Source organism: Halanaerobium kushneri (assembly GCF_900156285.1).
GTDB lineage: Bacteria > Bacillota > Halanaerobiia > Halanaerobiales > Halanaerobiaceae > Halanaerobium > Halanaerobium kushneri.
The window spans coordinates 1-20887 of the sequence record NZ_FTNC01000006.1 but is presented as its reverse complement, the minus strand read 5'-3'; the positions used below and the strand labels follow the sequence as shown (position 1 = coordinate 20887).

Sequence of the window (20887 nt, the reverse complement as noted above, 5' to 3'; positions counted from 1 at the left end):
AGATTTTTTAAGTTTAAAAGGAGGGAAAGATGATAAAGTTATTGATAGCAGAAGATGAACATCTGGAAAGAAAAGCAATAAAATTCTTTATAAATAAACTTTATAAAGAAGAGATTAGAATAGTTGCTGAGGTTAGTAATGGAGAAGAAGCTTTTTTTCAAGCTTTAGAAAAAGATGTTGATCTGGTTTTGATGGATATAAAAATGCCCAAACTAAATGGTCTGGAAGCAGCTGAAAAACTAAAAGAAAAAATACCAGGAATTGAGATTATTATATTAACTGCTCACAGTGAGTTTGATTATGCACAAAAATCAATTAAAATCGGAGTTAGTGATTATCTTGTTAAGCCATATGTAGAAGCAGATTTTAAAGAAGTTATTGACAGTGCTCTTAATAAAATTAAAGCTAAGAAAAAAGAAAATGAGAAAGAAAAAGAACTGCTGGAAAAAATCAAAAATATTTCTCCAGTTTTAGAAAAAGAAATAATTTTAAATATAATTTATAATACAGAATCTTCCATAAATAACTTTTTAAAACACACCAGATTGCTTGGTATTAAGGCTGAAAATTATCTTTTTATAACTTTTAATTATCAGGATCAACATAAAATTAATACAGATTTATATAATTACATTCGAAAAAAATTAAAAAATTATTTTGATGCTATTATTTCTTATAATGGATTAATTAACAGCATCTTTTTAATTATTGATAATCAGCTGGAAAAAAAATTAAAATCAATTGCATATAAAAAAATTGAGAATTCGATTAAAAATAGAGAAGAAAAGATACTGATAAATAAGAGCAGTATTTCTTCGGATTTTAATAGAATTAGTGAAATTTACAATCAGACAAAAGAATCTACTGCTGATGCTCAATTTTCAATTAATAATTACCCCTATCAGAGTGAAAAGAAAGTTTTTGCTAAGATAATTGATAAAAATTATAAACTGGCTCGAAAAGAATTTAATAAAATATATAATTATTTATTAAAGGAAGAAAAAAATAATCTAAGCCGGATTAAATCATTTTTAAGGAGATTTTTAATTTTCTTAAACCGAAGATTGATGGAATATTATAATGAACAACAGCCATTTTTAGAAATGCAGAGTTTAGAAAATGAAATTGAACTGATCGATAATCTGGAAGGATTAAAAATATATTTTGAGCAGATTATAGAAAATTTGGTAGATGATCTTTGTAATAATGCAAAAGAACAGAAAGTACAGATTATAGAAACTGTCAAAGATTATATTGACGAAAATTATAAAGAAGATATTAGTTTGGATGATGTAGCTGATTATATTTCTTTTAGCAAATATTATTTAAGTAAGTTGTTTAAAGAAGTGGAAGGAATTAATTATAAGGATTATTTAATCAAAGTTAGAATGGAAGAGGCCAAGAAAAGATTAAAAGAAGGAGAAAAAATTAAAGTTGTTGCCTGTGAAGTTGGATATTCAGATCGTAATTATTTTAGTCGTGCATTTAAAAAATATACAGGTATTTCTCCCGGCAAATTTCAATAATTTAATTTGATGTCTTTAATTTTCTGAAAACAAACAAAGAAATGAATAAGATAACAAGTTAGTCTATAGTTTCTGTCTATATCTCCTGATACAATTAATATAGAAAATAAATTAAGGGGGAAGAAAAACAATGAAAAAAGTTTTAGTGTTAGTTTTAGCTAGTCTTTTGATTTTCTCATTTGCAGTTTCAGCTCAGGAAATGACCTTACGTCTGGCAGATAATCAGCCCGAAGGTTATCCTACAGTTGTTGGTGCAAAAGAATTTGCTCGTCTGGTTGAAGAAAGAACAGATGGCAGAATTAAGATTGAGGTTTATCCTGGTGGAATTTTAGGAGACGAAAGTTCTACAATTGAACAGGTTCAGTTTGGTGCGATTGATTTTGTTAGAACATCAATTACTCCTATGGCTAACTTTGAGCCTGCGATGAACGTTTTATCTCTTCCAGATTTATATCCAAGTGAAGAATATATGTTCCAGGTATTACAGAGCGAAATTGGCGAAGGTATCCTGGAAGGTTTAAAAGACGCTGGTATTGTAGGTTTAACATGGTATGATGCTGGTGCTCGTAGTTTTTATACTGCTGACAAAAAAGTTACAAGTCCTGAAGATTTAGAAGGTTTAAGAATTCGTGTTCAGGAAAGTCAGTTAATGATGGATATGGTAGAGGCTCTTGGTGCTTCACCTACTCCAATTGCCTGGGGTGAGGTTTACAGTGCACTGCAGACTGGTGTAGTAGATGCTGGTGAAAATAATTATCCTGGTTGGTATTACAACAGTCACCATGAAGTTGCACCTAATTTTGTTGAAGATGAACATAACCGTATTCCAGAATTAATAATCATGAGTAAGATTACCTGGGATAAGTTAAGTGCTGAAGATCAGAAAATTATTAAGCAGGCTGCTGTAGATTCTACTGAAGTACAGCGTGAAGCCTGGGATAAGCGTACTGAAGAAGCTAAAAAATTAGCTGTAGAAGAAGGCGCTACAATTACTACTTTAACTCCTGAACAAAAGCAGGCTTTCCAGGACAAAGTTAAAGGTCTTTATCCTAAGTACAGTGAAGGATATGAAGATTTATTAAATAGTATTTTAAACTTTGAAATGGAAGAATAAACTGATATTAATCTAACTTAAACTAAATTAAGTTAAATAATATTTGTAAATGAAGGTGGAAGGAATTTTCCTTCCACCTCTTAAAAAAGGGTGAGTTTTATGGAAGAAAAAAAAGAAAAACAGGGGTTTCTAAATAAAATTTTAGATAATACTGAGAAATTCATCAGCTATATTGCTATGATTTTTTTGGTTGCAATGATAGTTATTGTCAGTACAACTGTTTTTACAAGATATACAATTAATTTTACTTTTCGCTGGTCAGACGAAGTTGCCTTGTTAATGATGATCTGGTTTGGATTTTTAGGTATGGCACTGGGGGTAAAAAATTCAGTTCATTTAAGTATTGAATTTTTTATGAGTTTGTTTCCAGAAAAATATCAAAAATATATTTATAAGATTGAGGATATTCTAGTAGGTATTTTTGGTTTTTTTATGTTAAAATACGGCTGGGAACTTTATAATGCTACTAAAACTACAGTTTTGCCCGCTACACAATGGACAAGAGGGCTTTTGTTCATTATGTTACCTCTTTCCGGAATTTTAATTATTCTTTATTCTGCTGCTAAATTTTTTGGTATTTTGAGAGAGGAACATCTTACAATTCAGTCTGAAACAGAAAAAAATAAAAAAGCAAAGGGGGAAAATTAATGGATCCAGCGGTAATAATATTATTAGGTTCTTTTTTATTTATGCTTTTTATTCGTATCCCCATTGCTTTCAGTTTAGGACTTTCAACAATGTTTACAGCTTTTTATGTTGGATTACCACCAATGGTAGTCATGCAGCAGATGGTTAAAGGAATTAATTCCTTTTCCCTGATGGCAATTCCATTTTTCATTATTGCAGGTGAAATAATGGGTCAAGGTGGTATTTCAGATCGATTAATTAAATTTTCTAATGTAATTATTGGCTGGATGCGCGGTGGACTGGCTATGGTTAATATTCTGGCCAGTATGTTTTTTGGAGGAATTTCTGGTTCTTCTGTAGCTGATGTTTCATCTATTGGTTCAATTATGATTCCTATGATGGAGCAAAAAGGTTTTGATAAAGATTATTCTATCAATGTGACCATTACTTCTTCTGTTCAGGGTATTATTATTCCACCCAGCCACAACATGATTATTTATTCTCTGGCCGCTGGCGGTGGAATCTCAGTAGCTAAATTGTTTCTGGGAGGTATAGTTCCTGGAGTTCTCCTGGGAATTGCTTTGATGATTTTAAGTTATGCAATTGCCGTTAAGAGAGATTATCCGAGAGAAGAAACTGTTTCTTTTAAAGAAGCATTACGGATAACTCGGGATAGTGTACTTGGTCTTTTAACAGCTGTTATCATCATTGGTGGAGTAACTACCGGTATTTTTACAGCCACTGAATCAGCAGCTATAGCTGCAGTTTATGCTTTTATTATAACTTTCTTTGTTTATAAAGATATACCGATTTCCAGATTTGTTGATATTTTAAGAAGTTCATTGAGTACTCTAGCTATGGTTGTAGCAATTATTGCGACTTCGAGTGCCTTTGCCTGGATGATGTCTTATCTACAGGTGCCTGGCATGATTACAGATGCATTATTAAATTTATCAAATAATCCAATTATCATAATGTTATTAGTTAATTTAATTTTATTATTCCTTGGTACAATAATGGATATGGCTCCACTGATCTTAATTGCAACCCCTATTTTATTACCGGTTGTAAAAAGTATTGGAATGGATCCCATTACCTTTGGTGTTGTGATGATGCTTAATCTTGGGGTAGGTCTTTTAACACCTCCAGTAGGTTCAACTTTATTTGTGGGTTGTTCAATTGGAAATGCTCCAATAGAAAAAATAGCAAAGTCACTAATGCCATTTTATGCAGTACTCGTAATTATGGTATTACTATTATCCTTTGTCCCTGCTTTAACCCTCTGGCTTCCCAACTTTTTGATGGGATAAGCCAAAAAAGGATAATATTTAATATAAAGTAATACAAAGTATTAGATGATACTAAAAGCAAATATCTCCTTATTAGTTTAATATTTGCAGAAAAGATGCTCCTTATCCCGGGAGTGTCTTTTTTTATTCTTTAGTATTAATTGATATCCAGTAATATTTAAAATTTTACAAGTATAAAGAAGTAGTCAAAATTCTGATTTTGACCCATCAAAAAAGCTCCCCACCCGGGTTTAATCCTGAGTCAGGGAGCTTTACTTATGGACCAGTTTAGTAATTATTTAAAAATTCTTTTCTGGCAATCTTTTTTCCTGTCGAAGTCAGAAAGATTTTCTCGATCAAATTTTCTTTTTCAGTTGTATTTTTTTTATTTAAATTATAAACTTCTGGCAAATTGACCAGCCAGTCAGCATCGTAAAGTAATTTAAAATTATTGCTGCTTACTTTACCTGGTGTATGGTGATGAGCAATAATTTCAGCAACTTCATCCATCGTTTCAAAATCAATATTATGTGATTTCATTATCTTTCTGGCAACCGGGGGCCCTTCAATTTCCTGATAGTGCCCGGAACTACTTCCATATTTAACTTCTGAATTTTTAATTCCAATATCATGTAAAACTGCAGTATAGATAATTACCTGTTCATTTATATTTTTATCTGGATACTTTTCCTTAAAAGCTTTTATTAGTTTTTCTGCATAATCAGTTACTTTGAGAGCATGCTGGATTCTTTTTTGATCATCTGCAAAATACTGCTCAAGTTCTTTAATTAGCTTATTTTTAAGCATATTACCTCCTATTTTCAGTAATTATTTTATCCATTAATATATTCCAGTCCTGATCAATCTGTTGTGCTTCTGGATGATTATCAAACCAATTAATTGATTTTTTTACTCCCTTTGCAAACGGTACGGTTGCTTTAAATTGGGGTACAAAACGTTTTATTTTAGAGTTGTCAAATACAACACTCACTGCCTTATCTCCAAGCAGTGATCCTCTGAAGCTTTGATCATATTCTGCAATTTTTTCAGAAGCAACATGAACCAGCTCGAGATTATCTACACCTGCTGCTCTGGCAATAGCTTTAAATATCTGGTTCCAATTTAGTGTTTCATCTGAAGTAATCTGGAAAGCATGACCAAGAGTTTGCATATTTCCCAGTAAGGGAACAAAAGCTTTAGCAAAATCAGTATTATGAGTCATTGTCCAGAGTGAGCTGCCGTCTCCATGAACCAGAATTTTTTTACCGCGGCGCATTCTGTCAACCAGTGACCAGGGAGCCTGATGACTGTTTAAAGCTGCCGGAATTGAGCGTTTGCCGTAAGTATGAGAGGGCCGGATAATAGTAATGGGAAAATCGTGTTTCCGGTATTCAGCCATTAAAATATTTTCACAGGCAATTTTATTCTGCGAATATTCCCAGTATGGATTAGCAAGTGGAGTTGATTCATCGATTAAATAACTTGTCTGAGGTTTTTGATAGGCAGATGCTGAGCTAATAAAAATATATTGATCTGTCTTATTTCTAAAAATTTCAATATCATTTTTAATATGTTCAGGAGTAAAAGCAACCCAGTCAACCACAGCATCAAAGTGGTGATTTTGCAGTTTTCGTTTTGCTTCTTCCGGGTTCCTGATATTCCCTTCAATAATATTTGCCTCTGCTGGAGCCAGATGATTACTATTACCTCGATTGAATAAATATAAGTCTATTCCTTTTTTAACAGCCAGTTCTGACACTGCTTTACTAATAGTTCCTGTACCTCCAATAAATAAAACTTTCATTTATTATTCACTCCCTTTTCAAATTTCACTTTTTGTGATTAAGTTATTAGTTTTCTCTTATTTAATATATTCACTATCAGTTATTTTTCTCCTTTAATTCAACTCAATTAAATAAAAAAATTTAAGTCTTAAAATAATTAGACTAATGTCTGCTAAAATATTGCTTTAAAATAAATTTTATGAGAAAATATTATATAGATAATAATTGTAATTACTAAATGCTTAAGGTGAGGAGAGGAAAGAGTGGAAAAAATAATTGTTAAAAATAGTGAAATTGAATTTGAAGAGCTGGAAGCTAAAGTTAAGAGAAAAATACTGAGTCGTGGTGGCTCAATGATGGCTGTAGAAGTTCATTTTAATAAAGGTGGAATTGGTGAAAAACATAGTCATAGTAAGCATCAACAGATCAGTTATATTTTAGAAGGTGAGTTTGAAGTAGAAGTTGGTGATGAGAAAAAAGTTTTGACTGCTGGTGATAGCTTTTATGCAGGAGAAAATGTGGAACATGGAGTTAAAGCGCTTAAAGATTCAGTTATTCTTGATGTTTTTACGCCTCAAAGGGAAGATTTTTTGGACTAATTTGAATTAAATTTTAAAAAATTTTCTTAAAAAGCAGGAATATTATTTAAAAGCGAGAATATATAATACAGAAGATAATTTAAGCTTTAAATTAAAACTTAAATTAATAAGGAGATAAGGATTGATATTTATGAACAAACAGCGTGTAGGAAATTCAACTTTTATTCACAATTTAAATCAGGGTTCAATATTTAAAATTATCCATCGCCATGGACCTATAACTCGCAAAGAGTTAGCAGAGAATACTAGTTATAGTGCTGCTACAATTACCAATCATGTGAAAAAATTAATTGCAGACGAGTATGTCATTGAAACTGAAAAGGGAAGTTCTAATGGGGGGCGCAAGCCTGTTTATATTAAAGTGAATCCGAAAAAAGGTTATATGATATCGTTAAATATAGGTGTTAATCACAGTCAATTATATTTATTTGATCTGGCATTTGAAATTCTAGAAGGAAAGAATATTGCCATAGATCATCAAAAGGATGCAGAATCTAATCTTTTAAAAATTAAAGATGAAATTGAAAATTTACTGGAAAAACATCAGATTAAGCGTGATAAAATTCTGGGTTTAGGCGTTGGTGTCCCAGCTTTAATTAATAGAGAAGATAAAAGTCTGGAATTTGCTCCTAATTTGGGCTGGAATAATTTAGAGATACCTAAATTTTATGCCCGTTATTTTGACTTTCCGGTGCTGCTGGAAAATGAGGCAAAAGCAGCTGTGATCGGAGAAAAGGAATTTGTTTATCCAGATATTGAAAATTTAGTCTTTGTTTCAATTAATGAAGGTATTGGTTGTGGAATTTTGCTTGACGGAAAGCTTTATACAGGTGCCAGTGGTAATGCCGGTGAATTTGGTCACTTAATCATTGATAGTGATGGGCCCAAATGTCACTGTGGAAATGATGGCTGCTGGGAAACTCTGGCTTCTGAGTCGTTTTTACGTGATGAAGTTAACAGATACTTGGGCAAAGATTTAAGTATTGATCAGATTTACCAGCTTGATTTTGAAAAAGACGAAAAGTTAAAAAGCATTATTAAAAGAAGCGGCTGCAATATCGGAATAGGTCTGGTAAATATAATCAATAGTTTGAGTCCTGAACACATAGTAATTGGAGGAGGAATTATTAGGGCTGAAGGTTATTTGATGGAAAATATTAATCAAATTGTGGATCAAAAATCTTTGAAAATCTCACGTGAGTTTGCAGATCTCAAGTTTACCGAGTTGGAAGGTTTGGCAACTGTTTATGGTCTGGCAGCTCAGATATTTAATCTTAGTGTAGAGATTGTGACTTAATTTTATTAGGATAAAAAGGATTTTTTTGGATATTTAATGAGGGGTGTTTATTTTGCAGTATACTTTAGGTTTAGATATTGGAACCAGTGCAGTTAAGGCACTTTTAATGAATCAAAATGGTGAAATTATTGCCGAAAACAGTGAGGGATATCCTCTGTCAACCCCACAGGCAGGTTGGGCAGAACAGAATCCGGAGGACTGGTGGCAGGCGAGTCAAAAAGTGATTAGAGATTTAATTTTAGAAAACGAAATCAAAGCTAAAAAAATTAAAGCACTTAGTTTTTCTGGTCAGATGCACAGTTCAGTTTTTTTGGATGAAAATATGGAAGTGATTAGACCGGCAATACTCTGGAGTGATACCAGAACATCAGCTGAATGTGAAGAAATTTATGAGCGGGTTGGTGGAATTAAAGAGTTAGCCAGTTTAGTTTCCAATCCAGCTTTAGAAGGATTTACAGCTCCAAAGATATTATGGCTTCGCAACAATGAGCCGGAAAACTATAAAAAATTGGAAAAAGTATTGCTGCCCAAAGATTACATAAGATATAAATTGAGTGGCAAACTGGGAATGGATTTATCTGATGCAGCTGGGACACTTCTCTGTGATGTTAAAGCAGAGGACTGGTCAGAAGAAATTTTAAATAGACTGGAGTTAAACCCTTCCATTATGCCACCTGTTTTAAAATCGATTGATATAGTTGGTTCTGTAACAACAGAAGCAGCAGAAAAGACTGGCCTGTCAACTTCAACTAAGATAGTAGCTGGGGGAGCTGATAATGCCTGTGGTTCAGTTGGTAGTGGTATCATTAAAGCTGGGCGAGTGATGGCCAGTTTGGGGTCCTCAGGGGTAGTTGTAGCCCAGACCGATCAGGCGGAAGCAGATCCAGAAGGCAGAATTCATCTCTTTAATCATGCAGTGCCCGAAAGTTACTATATGATGGGGGTTGTGCTTTCGGCTGGAATGTCATTTAAGTGGATGAAAGAAGAGCTTTTTAATGATGAACTTAGTTTTGAGCAGTTAAATCAAGAAGCTGAGTCAGTGGCAGCTGGCAGTGAAGGACTTACATTTCTTCCCTATTTATATGGTGAGCGTACACCTCATGCTGATGCAGATGCGAGAGGAGTATTCTTTGGTATATCGGGTAAACACAAAAGAGGCCACTTTATCCGCAGTGTAATGGAAGGAGTAAGTTTTGCTTTAAGAGATTCTTTAGAGTTGATCAAGGCACGTGGAGTTGAAATTGAAGAGATTCGCTTAATTGGTGGAGGAGCTAAAAGTGAACTCTGGCAGCAGATAACAGCAGATATTTTTGGCGAAACAATTAGTCTTCTAAATATTGAACAGGGACCGGCTTTTGGAGCAGCAATAATAGCAGGGGTAGGAGCAGGAGTATTTTCTGATTTCGAATCAATTGTAGAGGATTTAGTGGATGTAGTTAAGACAGTTGAACCAATAGCAGAAAATGTTGATAAATATAATCAGAACTATAAAATTTATCAGAATTTATATGGAGATTTAAAAGATAGATTTAAAGACTTAAAATAATTTATATTCTAAATATAAAAATAATATGAGATATTGGTGCCACCGGTAATTATGCCGGTGGTTTTTGTTGTAAAGAAATTAAATAAATGATAAGATAAGTGATAAGAATTATAAGCTATTAAATTAGAGCAGGAGAGTTTGGGAGTATTATTCTAGAAGAGAAAGGAAGATTTTTGTGAAAGCAATTATTAGTGTAATTGGTGTTGATCAAATTGGGATTATTGCTGAGGTGAGTACACTTCTGGCTGAAGAAAAAGTAAATATTCTTGATATCAGTCAGACAATACTGGACGATTATTTTACTATGACTATGCTTGTAGAGCTGGATTCTTTAGAAATCCCGTTAGAGGAATTAAAAAAGAAATTAAAGCAAAAAGGCGAAAAATTAGGGGTTTCAATTAAATTACAGCATGAAGATATTTTTCGCTCTATGCATCGAATTTAAGTGTAGCTAAAATTAGAGTAATATTTAAGTTTGAGAGGAAGTGAGTAAATGATAAATACATATGAGATCATGGAAACAATTAGGATGTTAGAGGAAGAAAAATTGGATATTAGGACAGTGACTATGGGGATTTCCTTAAGTGACTGTGCAGATAGTGATGGAGCAAAAGCAAGAGAAAAAATTTATAATAAAATTGTCAAATATGCGGGTGATTTAGTTAAAACAGCAGAGGAAATTGAGCTGAAATATGATATTCCAATCATCAATAAAAGAATTTCAGTGACTCCAATTTCACTTGTGGCAGCTGCCAGTAATGATCAGGATTATATAGAGTTTGCTAAAACTCTTGACCGGGCAGCCAAAGAGGTTGGAGTTGACTTTATTGGAGGTTTTTCAGCCCTGGTACATAAGGGAATGACAGAGGCTGATAAAAAGTTGATTTCTTCAATTCCGGAGGCCCTGGCTCAGACAGAAAGAGTCTGTTCTTCCGTTAATATTGGTACTACCAGAGCTGGTTTGAATATGGATGCAGTTGCTCAGATGGGTGAAGTAGTAAAAAAATGTGCCGAACTTACAGCCGATAATGGTGGAGTGGCAGCCAGTAAACTGGTTGTTTTTGCTAATGCGCCGGAGGATAATCCTTTTATGGCTGGTGCTTTTCACGGGGTTGGTGAAGGTGAATGTATGATAAATGTAGGTATTTCTGGCCCGGGGGCCGTAAAAGCAGCTTTAACTAAAGTTAAAGGAGAACCCTTTGATCTAGTTGCAGAAACTATTAAAAAGACGGCTTTTAAAATTACCAGGATGGGCCAGTTAGTTGCAAAAGAGGCTTCAGAAATGCTGGGAGTTACTGCAGGAATTGTTGATCTTTCGCTGGCTCCAACTCCAGCAGTAGGTGATAGTGTTGCTCGTATTTTAGAAGAAATGGGAATAGAAGTTGCTGGTTCTCATGGAACTACAGCTGCTCTGGCCTTGCTAAATGACGCAGTAAAAAAAGGTGGTGTAATGGCTTCTTCTCATGTTGGTGGATTAAGTGGAGCCTTTATTCCTGTTAGTGAAGATGCAGGTATGATTGAAGCTGTTGAAAAAGGTTCATTAAGTCTGGAAAAACTGGAAGCCATGACAGCAGTCTGTTCGGTTGGACTTGATATGATTGCTGTTCCCGGAAAAACTACTGCAGAAACAATTTCTGCAATCATTGCTGATGAAGCAGCTATTGGTATGGTTAATCATAAAACAACAGCAGTGAGGGTAATTCCTGTCCCTGGTAAGGATGTTGGTGAAGAAGTAGTTTATGGAGGTTTATTTGGAAGAGCTCCAATTATGAAAGTAAGTGAATATTCAAGTACTGACTTTATTGCTCGAGGTGGAAGAATTCCCGCCCCTCTGCAGAGTCTTAAAAATTAAAATAATTTAACTTAAGTTAATTTTTTTTTAAAATACCAGTTCCTTTTTAATTTTAAAGAGGTGCTGGTTTTTTTATGGGTAAAATTTGATTGTAAATTAATAAAAATCTAAGCTATTGTATTAATTAAATATTTGATTTTTTCAGAATATTGTAGTATAATTTATTTGATAAAGGTACATACAAGTTGTAACTAATGTATGTTAAATTGTATATAATGATTTAAAGATTATAAGTCATTATTAAATGTTATTAAAAAAGGAGGTATTTAAAGGGGTGGTTAAAAGTGAGTAGTAATCAAAGTATCCTTGAATTATCCTCAATAACTAAAAAGTTTCCTGGGGTATTAGCTTTAGACCAGGTTGATTTTAATTTAAAAGAGGGTGAGGTACATGCTCTTGTTGGGGAAAATGGTGCTGGGAAATCGACTTTAATTAAAATTATATCTGGAGTTCATAAAAAAGATGGTGGGGAAATAAAATTTAAAGGTCAGAGTGTTGATATAAAAGGTCCTAAACATTCTCGGAAACTGGGAATTAGTGTTATTTATCAGGAATTTAATTTAGTTCCTTATCTTTCGATTTCAGAAAACATATTTTTAGGTAGAGAAGATATGAAAGGTCAGACCATAATTGATAAAAAAGAGATGTATCAAAAAAGTAAAAAGATATTGCAAGATCTTGGGATAGACATAGATCCAAATACTCAGATTGCTGATCTTGGAGTAGCGATGCAGCAGATGGTTGAGATAGCTAAAGCAATATCTATGGATTCTGATATTATTATAATGGATGAACCCACAGCAGCTCTTGGTGATAATGAGATAGAAGAACTATTCAAAACTATTGATAATTTAAAGGAAAAGGGTATTTCAGTTATTTATATATCTCATAGATTAAAAGAACTCTGGCAGGTAGCTGATAGAGTAACGGTTTTTAGAGATGGCCAGTATATTGCAACTCATCCGATTTCTGAAACAGACAAGGATTTACTGATCACAGAAATGGTCGGAAGAGAGTTAAAAGAACAATTTCCAGAAAGAGATGCGGAAATTGGCGAAGAAATTCTGGCAGTAGAAAATCTAAATCGAGGCGACCTATTAAAAGATATTTCATTTTCATTAAAAAAAGGAGAAGTTCTTGGTTTTGCTGGTTTAGTTGGATCGGGTAGAACTGAACTGATGCGCTGTATATTTGGGGCTGATAAAATGGATTCGGGTAAAATATTAATTGATCAAAAAGAAGCGAAAATTGAGAATCCACGCAGTGCTATAGAATCTGGAATAGGATTTATTACTGAAGATAGAAAAAAACAGGGATTGGTTTTAGTTAGATCAGTTAAAGAAAACATATCATTAACTGATTTATCTCAGGTAATGAATGGTATGATATTAAAAGATGATAAAGATAAGAAATTAGCACAGGAGTATATTGAAAAGTTAAATATTAAAACACCTGGAGAAGAACAGGAAGTTCAATTTTTAAGTGGGGGAAATCAACAGAAAGTTGTTTTAGCTAAATGGCTAATTAGAAATACTAAAATTTTAATTTTTGATGAACCCACCAGAGGAATTGATGTTGGAGCTAAAAAAGAAGTTTATTCACTTATTAATCAGCTGGCAGAAGAGGGTGTAGGTATAATAATGGTGTCTTCTGAGCTGCCAGAAATTTTAGGGATGAGTGATCGTATTATAGTAATGAACCATGGTGAAATAGCTGGTCAAATGGATATTGAAGATGCTAACCAGGAAAATATATTAAGTCTTGCTACCAGGGAGTGATGTAGATGAATATAATAAAAAAATTAAAAGATTCATTAGGGAAAGAATTAGGAGCTTTAACAGGTTTAATTTTATTAGGTGCTATAATGACTTTTGCAACTCCATATTTTTTAACTTTAACAAATTTAATGAATATTTTAAGACAGTCATCACTAATTGCTATAGCAGCAGCCGGTATGACTTTTGTTATAATTACGGGAGGAATAGATTTATCTGTTGGCTCAGTTTTAAGTCTTTCCAGTTGTTTAACTGCTGGAATGATGGTTAGTTTAGGTTGGAATGTCTGGCTGGCAGTTTTTTTAGGCTTAATTGCAGGTGGTATTTTAGGTATTGTAAATGGAGTTTTAATTACTCGAGTTCCTCTACCACCATTCATTTCTACTTTAGGTATGATGGGTGTTGCCCGTGGCTTATCCTTTGTTTATACTGATGGAGCCCCAATTTATGGGTTGCCAGAGTCATTTAAATATCTTGGTGCTGGAATGATTGGGCCAATACCATTCCCCGCTATTTTAATGGTTATTATATATTTAATTAGTTATTTTCTTTTAAATAAAACAAAAGTAGGTCGTTATGCATATGCCTTAGGTGGAAATGAAGAAGCAGCTATTTTATCGGGGATTAATACGAAAAAATATAAGACTATTGTTTATGCACTTACAGGTTTATTTGCTTCTATTTCCGGCATGATTTTATCTGCTCGTCTTGATGCTGCCACTTCAGTTGCAGGAGATGGTTTTGAACTTGATGTTATTGCAGCTGTCGTAATTGGAGGAACAAGTCTAAGTGGGGGTAGAGGTAAAATTATTGGTTCTCTAATTGGTGCTCTTATAATGGGTGTTGTACGAAATGGGCTGAATTTATTGCTTGTTTCATCACACTGGCAGAGAGTTATACTTGGTTTAATCATTTTATTGGCTGTTACGGTAGATGTTGTGAGAAAACAAAGTTCTGAAGATCAAGATGGGACTTTAAGTTCATTTTTTGCTGGTCTAAAATCTTAAATAAATTAATTTAGAAAAAGGGGGTGATAAATAAATATTGGCGTGTTTTCTTTATTAGTTTGACTCAAATTAAAAAGGGAGGAAATTAAATTGATTAAAAAAACATTAGTAATTTCATTATTATTTGTGATGTTATTCAGTTTTGCTGTTTATGCCCAGGATGATTTTGAGGTAGCTATGATTTCTCCAGCTTTAACAAGTACTTTTTATAAAGCGACAAATGAAGGCGCCACTCAAATGGCGGAGGAATATGGTTGGAAATTGTATAAAATGGCTCCAGATCGAGAAACTAATTTCCAGAAGCAGGTTAGTATGGTAGAAGATATGATTCAGCGTGAAGTTGATGCAATTGCTCTATGTGCTATTAACAATAAAGCTGTTGCTCCTGCTGTAGAAAAAGCTAATGAAGCAGGTATTCCAGTATTTATTTTTAACTCGTTAACAGAACTCCCCAGTGGAGATGTTGTAACATATGTTGGTTATGATCAGCGCGCTGGTGGCCGTAAGGTTGGTATGAGAGCAGTAGAACTATTACATGAAAAGTATGGAGAACTTGATGGACAGATAGCCATTTTAGAAGGAGTTCCTGGATTCCACAATACAGAACGTAAAGGTGGATTTATGGAAATACTAGATAAATTCCCAGAAATAGAAATTGTTGCTTCTCAACCAGCAGATTGGGAGAGAGAAAAGGGAATGAATGTTGCAGAAAATTTACTGCAGGCTAGACCAAATGTAGATCTATTTTTTGGCATGAGTGATGCCATGGCTCAGGGAGCTTCTCAGGCCGCAAAGTCCATGAATAAAAAGGTGTTTACTATAGGTATTGATGGAAACCCAGATGCAATCGAAGATGTTGGTGAAGGGGACTTAACAGGTACTTTAGCAGTATTCCCAACAGAAATGGGAAGAATAACAATGAGATCAATTAAAAAATATATGGAAGGAGAAGAACTTCCACAATTAACTGTGACACCAACTATGATAGTAGATGAATATAACTATGATGAGCTTCCATATAACTAAAGTTTGCTAATATATAAGGGGGTAGGATATTTATTCTGCTCCCTTATTAAATTATTTAATATTTTTTAAAAATATTATTGATTTTTTCAGAATATTAATATATAATAAATTTAAAGGTACATACAAATAAACTAATTGTAGGGAAAGTTGTGGTACTATGGCTAGAGCAAAGTATAAACAAATTGTGGATTTTTATAAAAAGTATATTACTGAAAATAAATTATCTGATGGAGAATTATTGCCATCAGAATCAAAAGTTGCTAATAAATTTGATTTTAGTAGAGATACTGTTAGAAGGGCTTTAGATCAGCTTGAAAAAGATGATGTTGTCTACCGTCAGCGGGGACGAGGTACTTTTTATAAAGATTCTAAAAATAAAGTTAAAGAGAAAAAGATTGCAGTGATAACTACTTATCTTTCCAATTATATTTTTCCAAATATAATTTCAGGTATTGAAGAGGTAGTAAGTTCAAAATATTATACGATGACACTTGCTAATACTGATAATGATCCAAATAAAGAAAGAAAGCACTTAAGAAAAGTTATTGACAACGGTGTAGATGGATTAATTATTGAACCCACCAAAAGTGCAATAGATACTCACAACATGGACCTCTATCGAGAATTAAAAGAAAAAAATATCCCATTTGTTATGCTAAATGCTTATTACAGAGAATTAAACCCATCTTACGCAATTGTCAATGATTATAAGGGTGGCTATAAAGCAACTCAGTATTTATTGCAGCTTGGGCATAAAAATATTGCTGGGATTTTTAAGGAGGATGATTTACAGGGAGTTTTTAGGCTTAAAGGTTTTAAAAAGGCTTTAAATGATTATGGTATTGATTCAGAATCAGCAGATGTTGGAACATATATAACAAGTCAAATTTCATCTTATCCCTATCACTGGATGGATAAAATGTTATCTCATCAGGATCAGCCAACAGCGGTTGTCTGTTATAATGACGAGATTGCTGTAGATGTAGTTAAGGCGATAATTGATAAAGGACTAAAGGTTCCGGAAGACATCTCTGTAGTTTCTTTTGATGATTCAATTCTGGCCACGGCAACAAATGTCAGGCTTACTTCAGTCCGACATCCTAAAGAAGATTTAGGTAGACATGCAGCCAGACTATTATTTAATATGATAGAAATTGGAGTTGAAAAACCAAGATTTTTATATGATCCAGAACTGGTAGTTAGAGATTCATGTAAAGAGCTAAGAAGGAGGTAGTTAAATTCAAATGGACAAACTTTTAGAAATGAAGGGAATTAGTAAGTCATTTTATGGAACTCAGGCTCTAAAAGATGTGAATATAAAAATTGAGCCCGGAGAGATTCAGGCAGTTTGTGGAGAAAACGGTGCCGGTAAATCAACTTTAATGAATATTATGACCGGGATTTTGCAGCCAAATGAAGGAGAAATTATATTTGAAGGTGAGAAATTAACTAACCTGGACCCTCGTACAGCGCAGGAAAAAGGAATAAGTATTGTTCACCAGGAATTGAGTCTCTGTCCAGAAGTAAGTGTTGCCGAGAATATTTTTATGGGACGTGTGCCGGAGAAAAAAAGAGGCATGGTTAATTTTAAGGAAATGCGTAAGGAGGCTGAAAAAGTATTAAAAAGATTAAATCTTGATATCGATGTTAAGCAGCCTCTGGGTAAATTGGGAATTTCAGAACAGCAAATGGTTGAGATAGCTAAAGCATTATCAATCAATGCAAAAATTTTAATTCTTGATGAGCCAACATCTTCTTTAACAGAATCTGAGTCGCAGATTTTATTTGATAATTTATTAAGATTGAAAAAAGAAGGTATTGCAATCTTTTTTATAAGTCATAGACTTAAAGAAATTTTTCAGATATGTGATAGCTTTACTGTTTTGCGAGATGGAGTTCATGTTGGAGATGGCAGAGTAGCAGATGTTGATCCTGATGATATTGTTCGGATGATGGTGGGGAGAGAGCTTGACCAGGCTTATCCAGATAAAGGAACTGAAGTTGGTCAAAATATTCTAACTGTTGAAAATATTAGTAGAAAAGATGAATTTGAAAATATTAGTTTTGAAGTTAATGAAAAAGAAATTGTTGGTTTGTTTGGTTTGATTGGTGCAGGAAGATCTGAAGCAATGCAGACTGTTTTTGGGATCAATCAGCCTGACAGTGGAAAGATTAAATTATTTGATAAAGATATAACTGCTAATAATACCCGCGAAAATATTGATCAGGGTTTAATTTATATTACCGAAGACAGAAAAGAGCAGGGACTATTTTTAGATATGGATTTGAATGCAAATGTTGTAGCTGCTGATTTAGAACAGGTATCTGAAAATTCACTGGTAAAAAAGAAAAAAGTTAAAGATATTGGTGGTAAATTTGTTGATATAATGAATACAAAATACGCAAGTTTAGATCAGCCAGTTAAGAGTTTAAGTGGTGGGAATCAGCAAAAGGTATTGCTTGCTAAATGGTTAGCTGTAGATCCAAGAGTTTTAATTTTAGATGAACCTACCAGAGGTATTGATGTGGGAGCTAAATTTGAAATTCATACAACTTTAAGAGAGTTGTCTAATAATGGTCATGCAGTTATGTTTATATCTTCTGAATTACCTGAGATTTTAGGTTTGAGTGATAGAATTTTAATTATGCATCAAGGTAAATTAGTTGGAGAATTAGATGCTGACACAGCAACCGAAGAAGAAGTTATGATGTATGCTTCTGGTAGAAAAAATGATTTTGAAAACTAAAAAATGGAGGGATATAAGGGAATGGAAAACACACAGAATTCTAGTGTTCTAAAAAAGTTATTTGGTTTACGAGAAGCTTCACTTGCACTTATAATTATAGTTTTTGCGGCTTTATTAAGCTTCATGGCCCCAGGTTTTTTAAGTACTTATAATATAAATACTACTTTGATTGGTTTATCAATGGATGGAATCCTGGCAGTAGGAATGACTTTAGTTTTAGTTGTTGGCGGAATTGACCTTTCAGTTGGTTCTGTTATGGCTTTTGCCAATGTACTTGCCGGAATGACAATGGTAACTCTGGGTTTGAATATCTGGTTATCAGTTTTAATTTCAATGGTTTTATCCGTTTTGATTGGTTTCAGTATTTCGCAATTTATTACTAAAATAAAATTAAGCCCATTTATTACAACTTTAAGTATGATGTCTATTGGGCGTGGTTTGGCCTATATTATCACCAAAGGTTCACCTGTTAGTATCGGTCAGATTTCGGAAACTTTTGATTTTATCGGTGGGGGGAAGACTTTTGGAATTCCAAATCCTGGCTTAATTTTAATACTCTTAGTTATAGTAATGGACTTCTTAATGAGGAATTCTAAAACTTTTAGAAAAATTTATTATGTAGGTTCAAATGAAGAAGCAGCTAAATTTTCTGGAATAAATGTAAATAAAACTAAAATAATGGTTTATATTTTATGTTCTTCTTTAGCTGGTTTTGCCGGGATTTTAAATCTGGCTCGTTTTGGAGTAGCTACACCTACTGTTGGTACTGGCGCTGAATTAAGAGCTATTGCTGGTGCTGTAATTGGTGGAGCTAGTCTTACTGGTGGAGAAGGAACTGTTCTTGGTGCTTTTTTAGGGATTATACTTGTTGGTCTGGTTAATAATGCTCTGGTTCTTTTAGGTGTATCTGTTTACTGGCAGCAGTTAGTTGTTGGTTTAGTACTTCTAAGTGCTGTAATAATAGATATGAAGGTCCATGGCAGTAAATAAATAAGATTATTTAAATGTGTTTAAACACATTTTAAATAAAATAAAAATATGGAGGGATTTAGTTTGAAAAAATTATTAGTTTTAGTTATGGTTTTTGCTTTAACACTCAGTTTTGTTGGTATGGCAGCCGCACAGGGCGATTCTCCACTACAGGGTAGTATGGAAGATGAGTATGTAATGGTTACTTTTGTTTCTGGTATTGAATACTGGAAACCTGCTTACAGAGGTATGGAAGAAGCAGCTGCAAATCTGGGAGTATCCACTCGTTATACTGGTGCCACTGATTATGATATTAATCAGCAGGTTACAGTTTTAGAACAGGTTATTTCTCAGCAGCCAGCTGGTATTCTTCTAACAGCAATTAATCCTGATGCTCTTGTAGGTCCAATTAACAGAGCAATGGAAGCGGGAATTCCTGTAGTAACATTTGATGCTGATTCTCCTAATTCTAATCGTTATTCTTTCTTAGCTACTTCAAACTATGAAGCTGGTGTAAAAGCAGCTAATTATCTAGCTGATCTTAATGATGAAGAAGGTAACCTTGGTTTAATAACTATCCCTGGTCAGTTAAATCACGAAGAAAGAGCTCGTGGTTTCCAGGAAACAATAGCTAATGATTATCCTAACATGGAAGTTGTTTCAGTACAGGATGGTCAATCAGATCAGGCTGCTTCTGCTAGAGCAATGGGTTCAATGATTCAGGCTAATCCTGATTTAGTAGGAGTATTTACAACTGAAGCTTCTACAGGTGTAGGTGCAGCAACTGCAGTAGAAGAAGCTAATATGGTAGATAACATTGACATTGTAAGCTTTGATACTGATCCTGGTACACTTGATTTTGTTGAATCAGGAGTTATTGATGCAACATTAGCTCAGGGAACCTGGAATATGGGTTACTGGGGACAAATGTTCCTCTTCCACTTAAAAGAAGGACTTTTAAATCCAATTGAAAATGGAAACTGGCAGGAAGCTGGAATTAACCCACTACCTGATTATGTTGATACTGGTGTAAACTTAGTAACTCAGGACAATGTTGAATTTTATATGGGTGAATAAATAGATACATTTAGGGAGAGGCTTAAGCTTCTCCCTATTAATTAAATTCTTGGTTCTTTTATCGAGAGTTTAATTAATAGTAAAAATTTTAAATTAAACTTTAATTATAAATAAAATACTTTAATGTTAATAATATATATTAAACTTGAATTCGGCAAGTAAAAATACCGAATCCAGTTATGATAGTCTTTAAACAGTAAATCTAGTTCAAATTTTTTTGAATAAAAAAATAGAATCTCCTCTTGGTTTTATGGTAAAATGTTTTTAGGACAAAAAACCATACCAAAACCAAAAAGGAGATTCTGATATGAGTTTACCACAAAACAACAATAAACCTGAATTATTCATAGCAACCACAAAATAAATTTTTCCTTTTATTTAACTCTAAAATCATCTGATTTAAGAACTTAAAAATATTTTTTTGAGTTGAATTCTTAAAAAAGATCTGTTTTTGGTATTATGGTAAAAATTACTATTAAAATCGGGTATAGATATCCCCTGTTCTTCCTTTTTGTCTTTAAAACTTTACAGGCCCTATATGTTAAGGTAGTTTAGTATTCAGGTTCAGATAAATCCCAAACCCTGTATATTATCCAGTACCTTAAAGAATAATTCTTTGTTGGGACAGCCTTCTGCCAGTTTGTAATAAATA

Annotated in this window: 18 protein-coding genes; 16 read left to right on the top strand and 2 right to left on the bottom strand. The window is 33.4% G+C overall.

Going from position 1 to position 20887, the window contains the following annotated elements:
• Positions 1-29 precede the first annotated feature (29 nt).
• The 4 genes from BW929_RS05370 to BW929_RS05355 all read left to right on the top strand — a co-directional run bounded on the left by BW929_RS05370 (position 30) and on the right by BW929_RS05355 (position 4577).
• Positions 30-1526, top strand: a complete 1497-nt coding sequence (locus BW929_RS05370) for a response regulator transcription factor (RefSeq protein ID WP_076544352.1) — start codon at positions 30-32, stop codon at positions 1524-1526.
• Between the two features lie 130 nt (positions 1527-1656).
• On the top strand, positions 1657-2640 hold the full coding sequence (locus BW929_RS05365; RefSeq protein ID WP_076544351.1) for a TRAP transporter substrate-binding protein: 984 nt from the start codon (positions 1657-1659) through the stop codon (positions 2638-2640).
• A 99-nt stretch (positions 2641-2739) separates the two neighbouring features.
• Positions 2740-3288: a TRAP transporter small permease gene (locus BW929_RS05360; protein WP_076544350.1), complete on the top strand. Its 549-nt coding sequence runs from the start codon at positions 2740-2742 to the stop codon at positions 3286-3288.
• The gene (locus BW929_RS05355) at positions 3288-4577 is read left to right on the top strand and encodes a TRAP transporter large permease (protein WP_076544349.1); all 1290 of its coding nucleotides are present in this window, start codon (positions 3288-3290) and stop codon (positions 4575-4577) included. Before BW929_RS05360 ends, BW929_RS05355 begins: the two co-directional genes overlap by 1 nt.
• 267 nt (positions 4578-4844) lie before the next feature.
• Here the strand turns inward: BW929_RS05355 and BW929_RS05350 are convergent, their stop codons facing one another.
• Positions 4845-5363 (bottom strand): HD domain-containing protein, encoded by a 519-nt coding sequence (locus tag BW929_RS05350; RefSeq protein ID WP_076544348.1) that lies wholly within the window; start codon positions 5361-5363, stop codon positions 4845-4847.
• A gap of 1 nt (position 5364) precedes the next feature.
• Positions 5365-6360, bottom strand: coding sequence for an SDR family oxidoreductase (locus BW929_RS05345; protein WP_076544347.1), 996 nt, complete (start codon positions 6358-6360; stop codon positions 5365-5367).
• Between the two features lie 243 nt (positions 6361-6603).
• Here BW929_RS05345 and BW929_RS05340 point away from each other — a divergent pair, with 243 nt between their 5' ends.
• The 12 genes from BW929_RS05340 (at position 6604) to BW929_RS05285 (ending at position 20235) form a co-directional block, all read left to right on the top strand.
• The gene (locus BW929_RS05340) at positions 6604-6939 is read left to right on the top strand and encodes a cupin domain-containing protein (RefSeq protein WP_199505761.1); all 336 of its coding nucleotides are present in this window, start codon (positions 6604-6606) and stop codon (positions 6937-6939) included.
• A 130-nt stretch (positions 6940-7069) separates the two neighbouring features.
• Positions 7070-8236 (top strand): ROK family transcriptional regulator, encoded by a 1167-nt coding sequence (locus BW929_RS05335; protein ID WP_143414015.1) that lies wholly within the window; start codon positions 7070-7072, stop codon positions 8234-8236.
• A gap of 52 nt (positions 8237-8288) precedes the next feature.
• Positions 8289-9782: a xylulokinase gene (xylB, locus tag BW929_RS05330; RefSeq protein WP_076544345.1), complete on the top strand. Its 1494-nt coding sequence runs from the start codon at positions 8289-8291 to the stop codon at positions 9780-9782.
• A 175-nt stretch (positions 9783-9957) separates the two neighbouring features.
• The gene (locus BW929_RS05325) at positions 9958-10227 is read left to right on the top strand and encodes an ACT domain-containing protein (RefSeq protein WP_076544344.1); all 270 of its coding nucleotides are present in this window, start codon (positions 9958-9960) and stop codon (positions 10225-10227) included.
• Positions 10228-10275: 48 nt separating this feature from the next.
• A complete protein-coding gene (locus BW929_RS05320) occupies positions 10276-11634 on the top strand; it encodes a PFL family protein (protein WP_084566104.1) in 1359 nt (452 codons plus the stop codon).
• 284 nt (positions 11635-11918) lie between these two features.
• Positions 11919-13412: a sugar ABC transporter ATP-binding protein gene (locus BW929_RS05315; RefSeq protein WP_076544343.1), complete on the top strand. Its 1494-nt coding sequence runs from the start codon at positions 11919-11921 to the stop codon at positions 13410-13412.
• A 5-nt stretch (positions 13413-13417) separates the two neighbouring features.
• Positions 13418-14416: an ABC transporter permease gene (locus BW929_RS05310; protein WP_076544342.1), complete on the top strand. Its 999-nt coding sequence runs from the start codon at positions 13418-13420 to the stop codon at positions 14414-14416.
• Between the two features lie 90 nt (positions 14417-14506).
• Positions 14507-15442, top strand: a complete 936-nt coding sequence (locus BW929_RS05305; protein WP_076544341.1) for a sugar ABC transporter substrate-binding protein — start codon at positions 14507-14509, stop codon at positions 15440-15442.
• 157 nt (positions 15443-15599) lie between these two features.
• Positions 15600-16676 (top strand): GntR family transcriptional regulator, encoded by a 1077-nt coding sequence (locus BW929_RS05300; RefSeq protein ID WP_076544340.1) that lies wholly within the window; start codon positions 15600-15602, stop codon positions 16674-16676.
• 10 nt (positions 16677-16686) lie between these two features.
• Positions 16687-18189 carry a sugar ABC transporter ATP-binding protein gene (locus BW929_RS05295; protein WP_076544339.1) on the top strand — a complete coding sequence of 501 codons (1503 nt, stop codon included), beginning with the start codon at positions 16687-16689 and terminating at the stop codon, positions 18187-18189.
• Positions 18190-18210: 21 nt separating this feature from the next.
• Positions 18211-19179 (top strand): ABC transporter permease, encoded by a 969-nt coding sequence (locus BW929_RS05290; protein WP_076544338.1) that lies wholly within the window; start codon positions 18211-18213, stop codon positions 19177-19179.
• Between the two features lie 63 nt (positions 19180-19242).
• Positions 19243-20235 (top strand): substrate-binding domain-containing protein, encoded by a 993-nt coding sequence (locus BW929_RS05285; protein WP_200805224.1) that lies wholly within the window; start codon positions 19243-19245, stop codon positions 20233-20235.
• The last annotated feature ends 652 nt before the right edge of the window (positions 20236-20887 follow it).

Coding starts and splice junctions, on each gene's coding strand:
- BW929_RS05370 (WP_076544352.1), top strand. CDS start 30: ATGATAAAGTTATTGATAGCAGAAGATGAACATCTGGAAAGAAAAGCA.
- BW929_RS05365 (WP_076544351.1), top strand. CDS start 1,657: ATGAAAAAAGTTTTAGTGTTAGTTTTAGCTAGTCTTTTGATTTTCTCA.
- BW929_RS05360 (WP_076544350.1), top strand. CDS start 2,740: ATGGAAGAAAAAAAAGAAAAACAGGGGTTTCTAAATAAAATTTTAGAT.
- BW929_RS05355 (WP_076544349.1), top strand. CDS start 3,288: ATGGATCCAGCGGTAATAATATTATTAGGTTCTTTTTTATTTATGCTT.
- BW929_RS05350 (WP_076544348.1), bottom strand. CDS start 5,363: ATGCTTAAAAATAAGCTAATTAAAGAACTTGAGCAGTATTTTGCAGAT.
- BW929_RS05345 (WP_076544347.1), bottom strand. CDS start 6,360: ATGAAAGTTTTATTTATTGGAGGTACAGGAACTATTAGTAAAGCAGTG.
- BW929_RS05335 (WP_143414015.1), top strand. CDS start 7,070: ATGAACAAACAGCGTGTAGGAAATTCAACTTTTATTCACAATTTAAAT.
- BW929_RS05320 (WP_084566104.1), top strand. CDS start 10,276: ATGATAAATACATATGAGATCATGGAAACAATTAGGATGTTAGAGGAA.
- BW929_RS05310 (WP_076544342.1), top strand. CDS start 13,418: ATGAATATAATAAAAAAATTAAAAGATTCATTAGGGAAAGAATTAGGA.
- BW929_RS05300 (WP_076544340.1), top strand. CDS start 15,600: ATGGCTAGAGCAAAGTATAAACAAATTGTGGATTTTTATAAAAAGTAT.
- BW929_RS05295 (WP_076544339.1), top strand. CDS start 16,687: ATGGACAAACTTTTAGAAATGAAGGGAATTAGTAAGTCATTTTATGGA.
- BW929_RS05290 (WP_076544338.1), top strand. CDS start 18,211: ATGGAAAACACACAGAATTCTAGTGTTCTAAAAAAGTTATTTGGTTTA.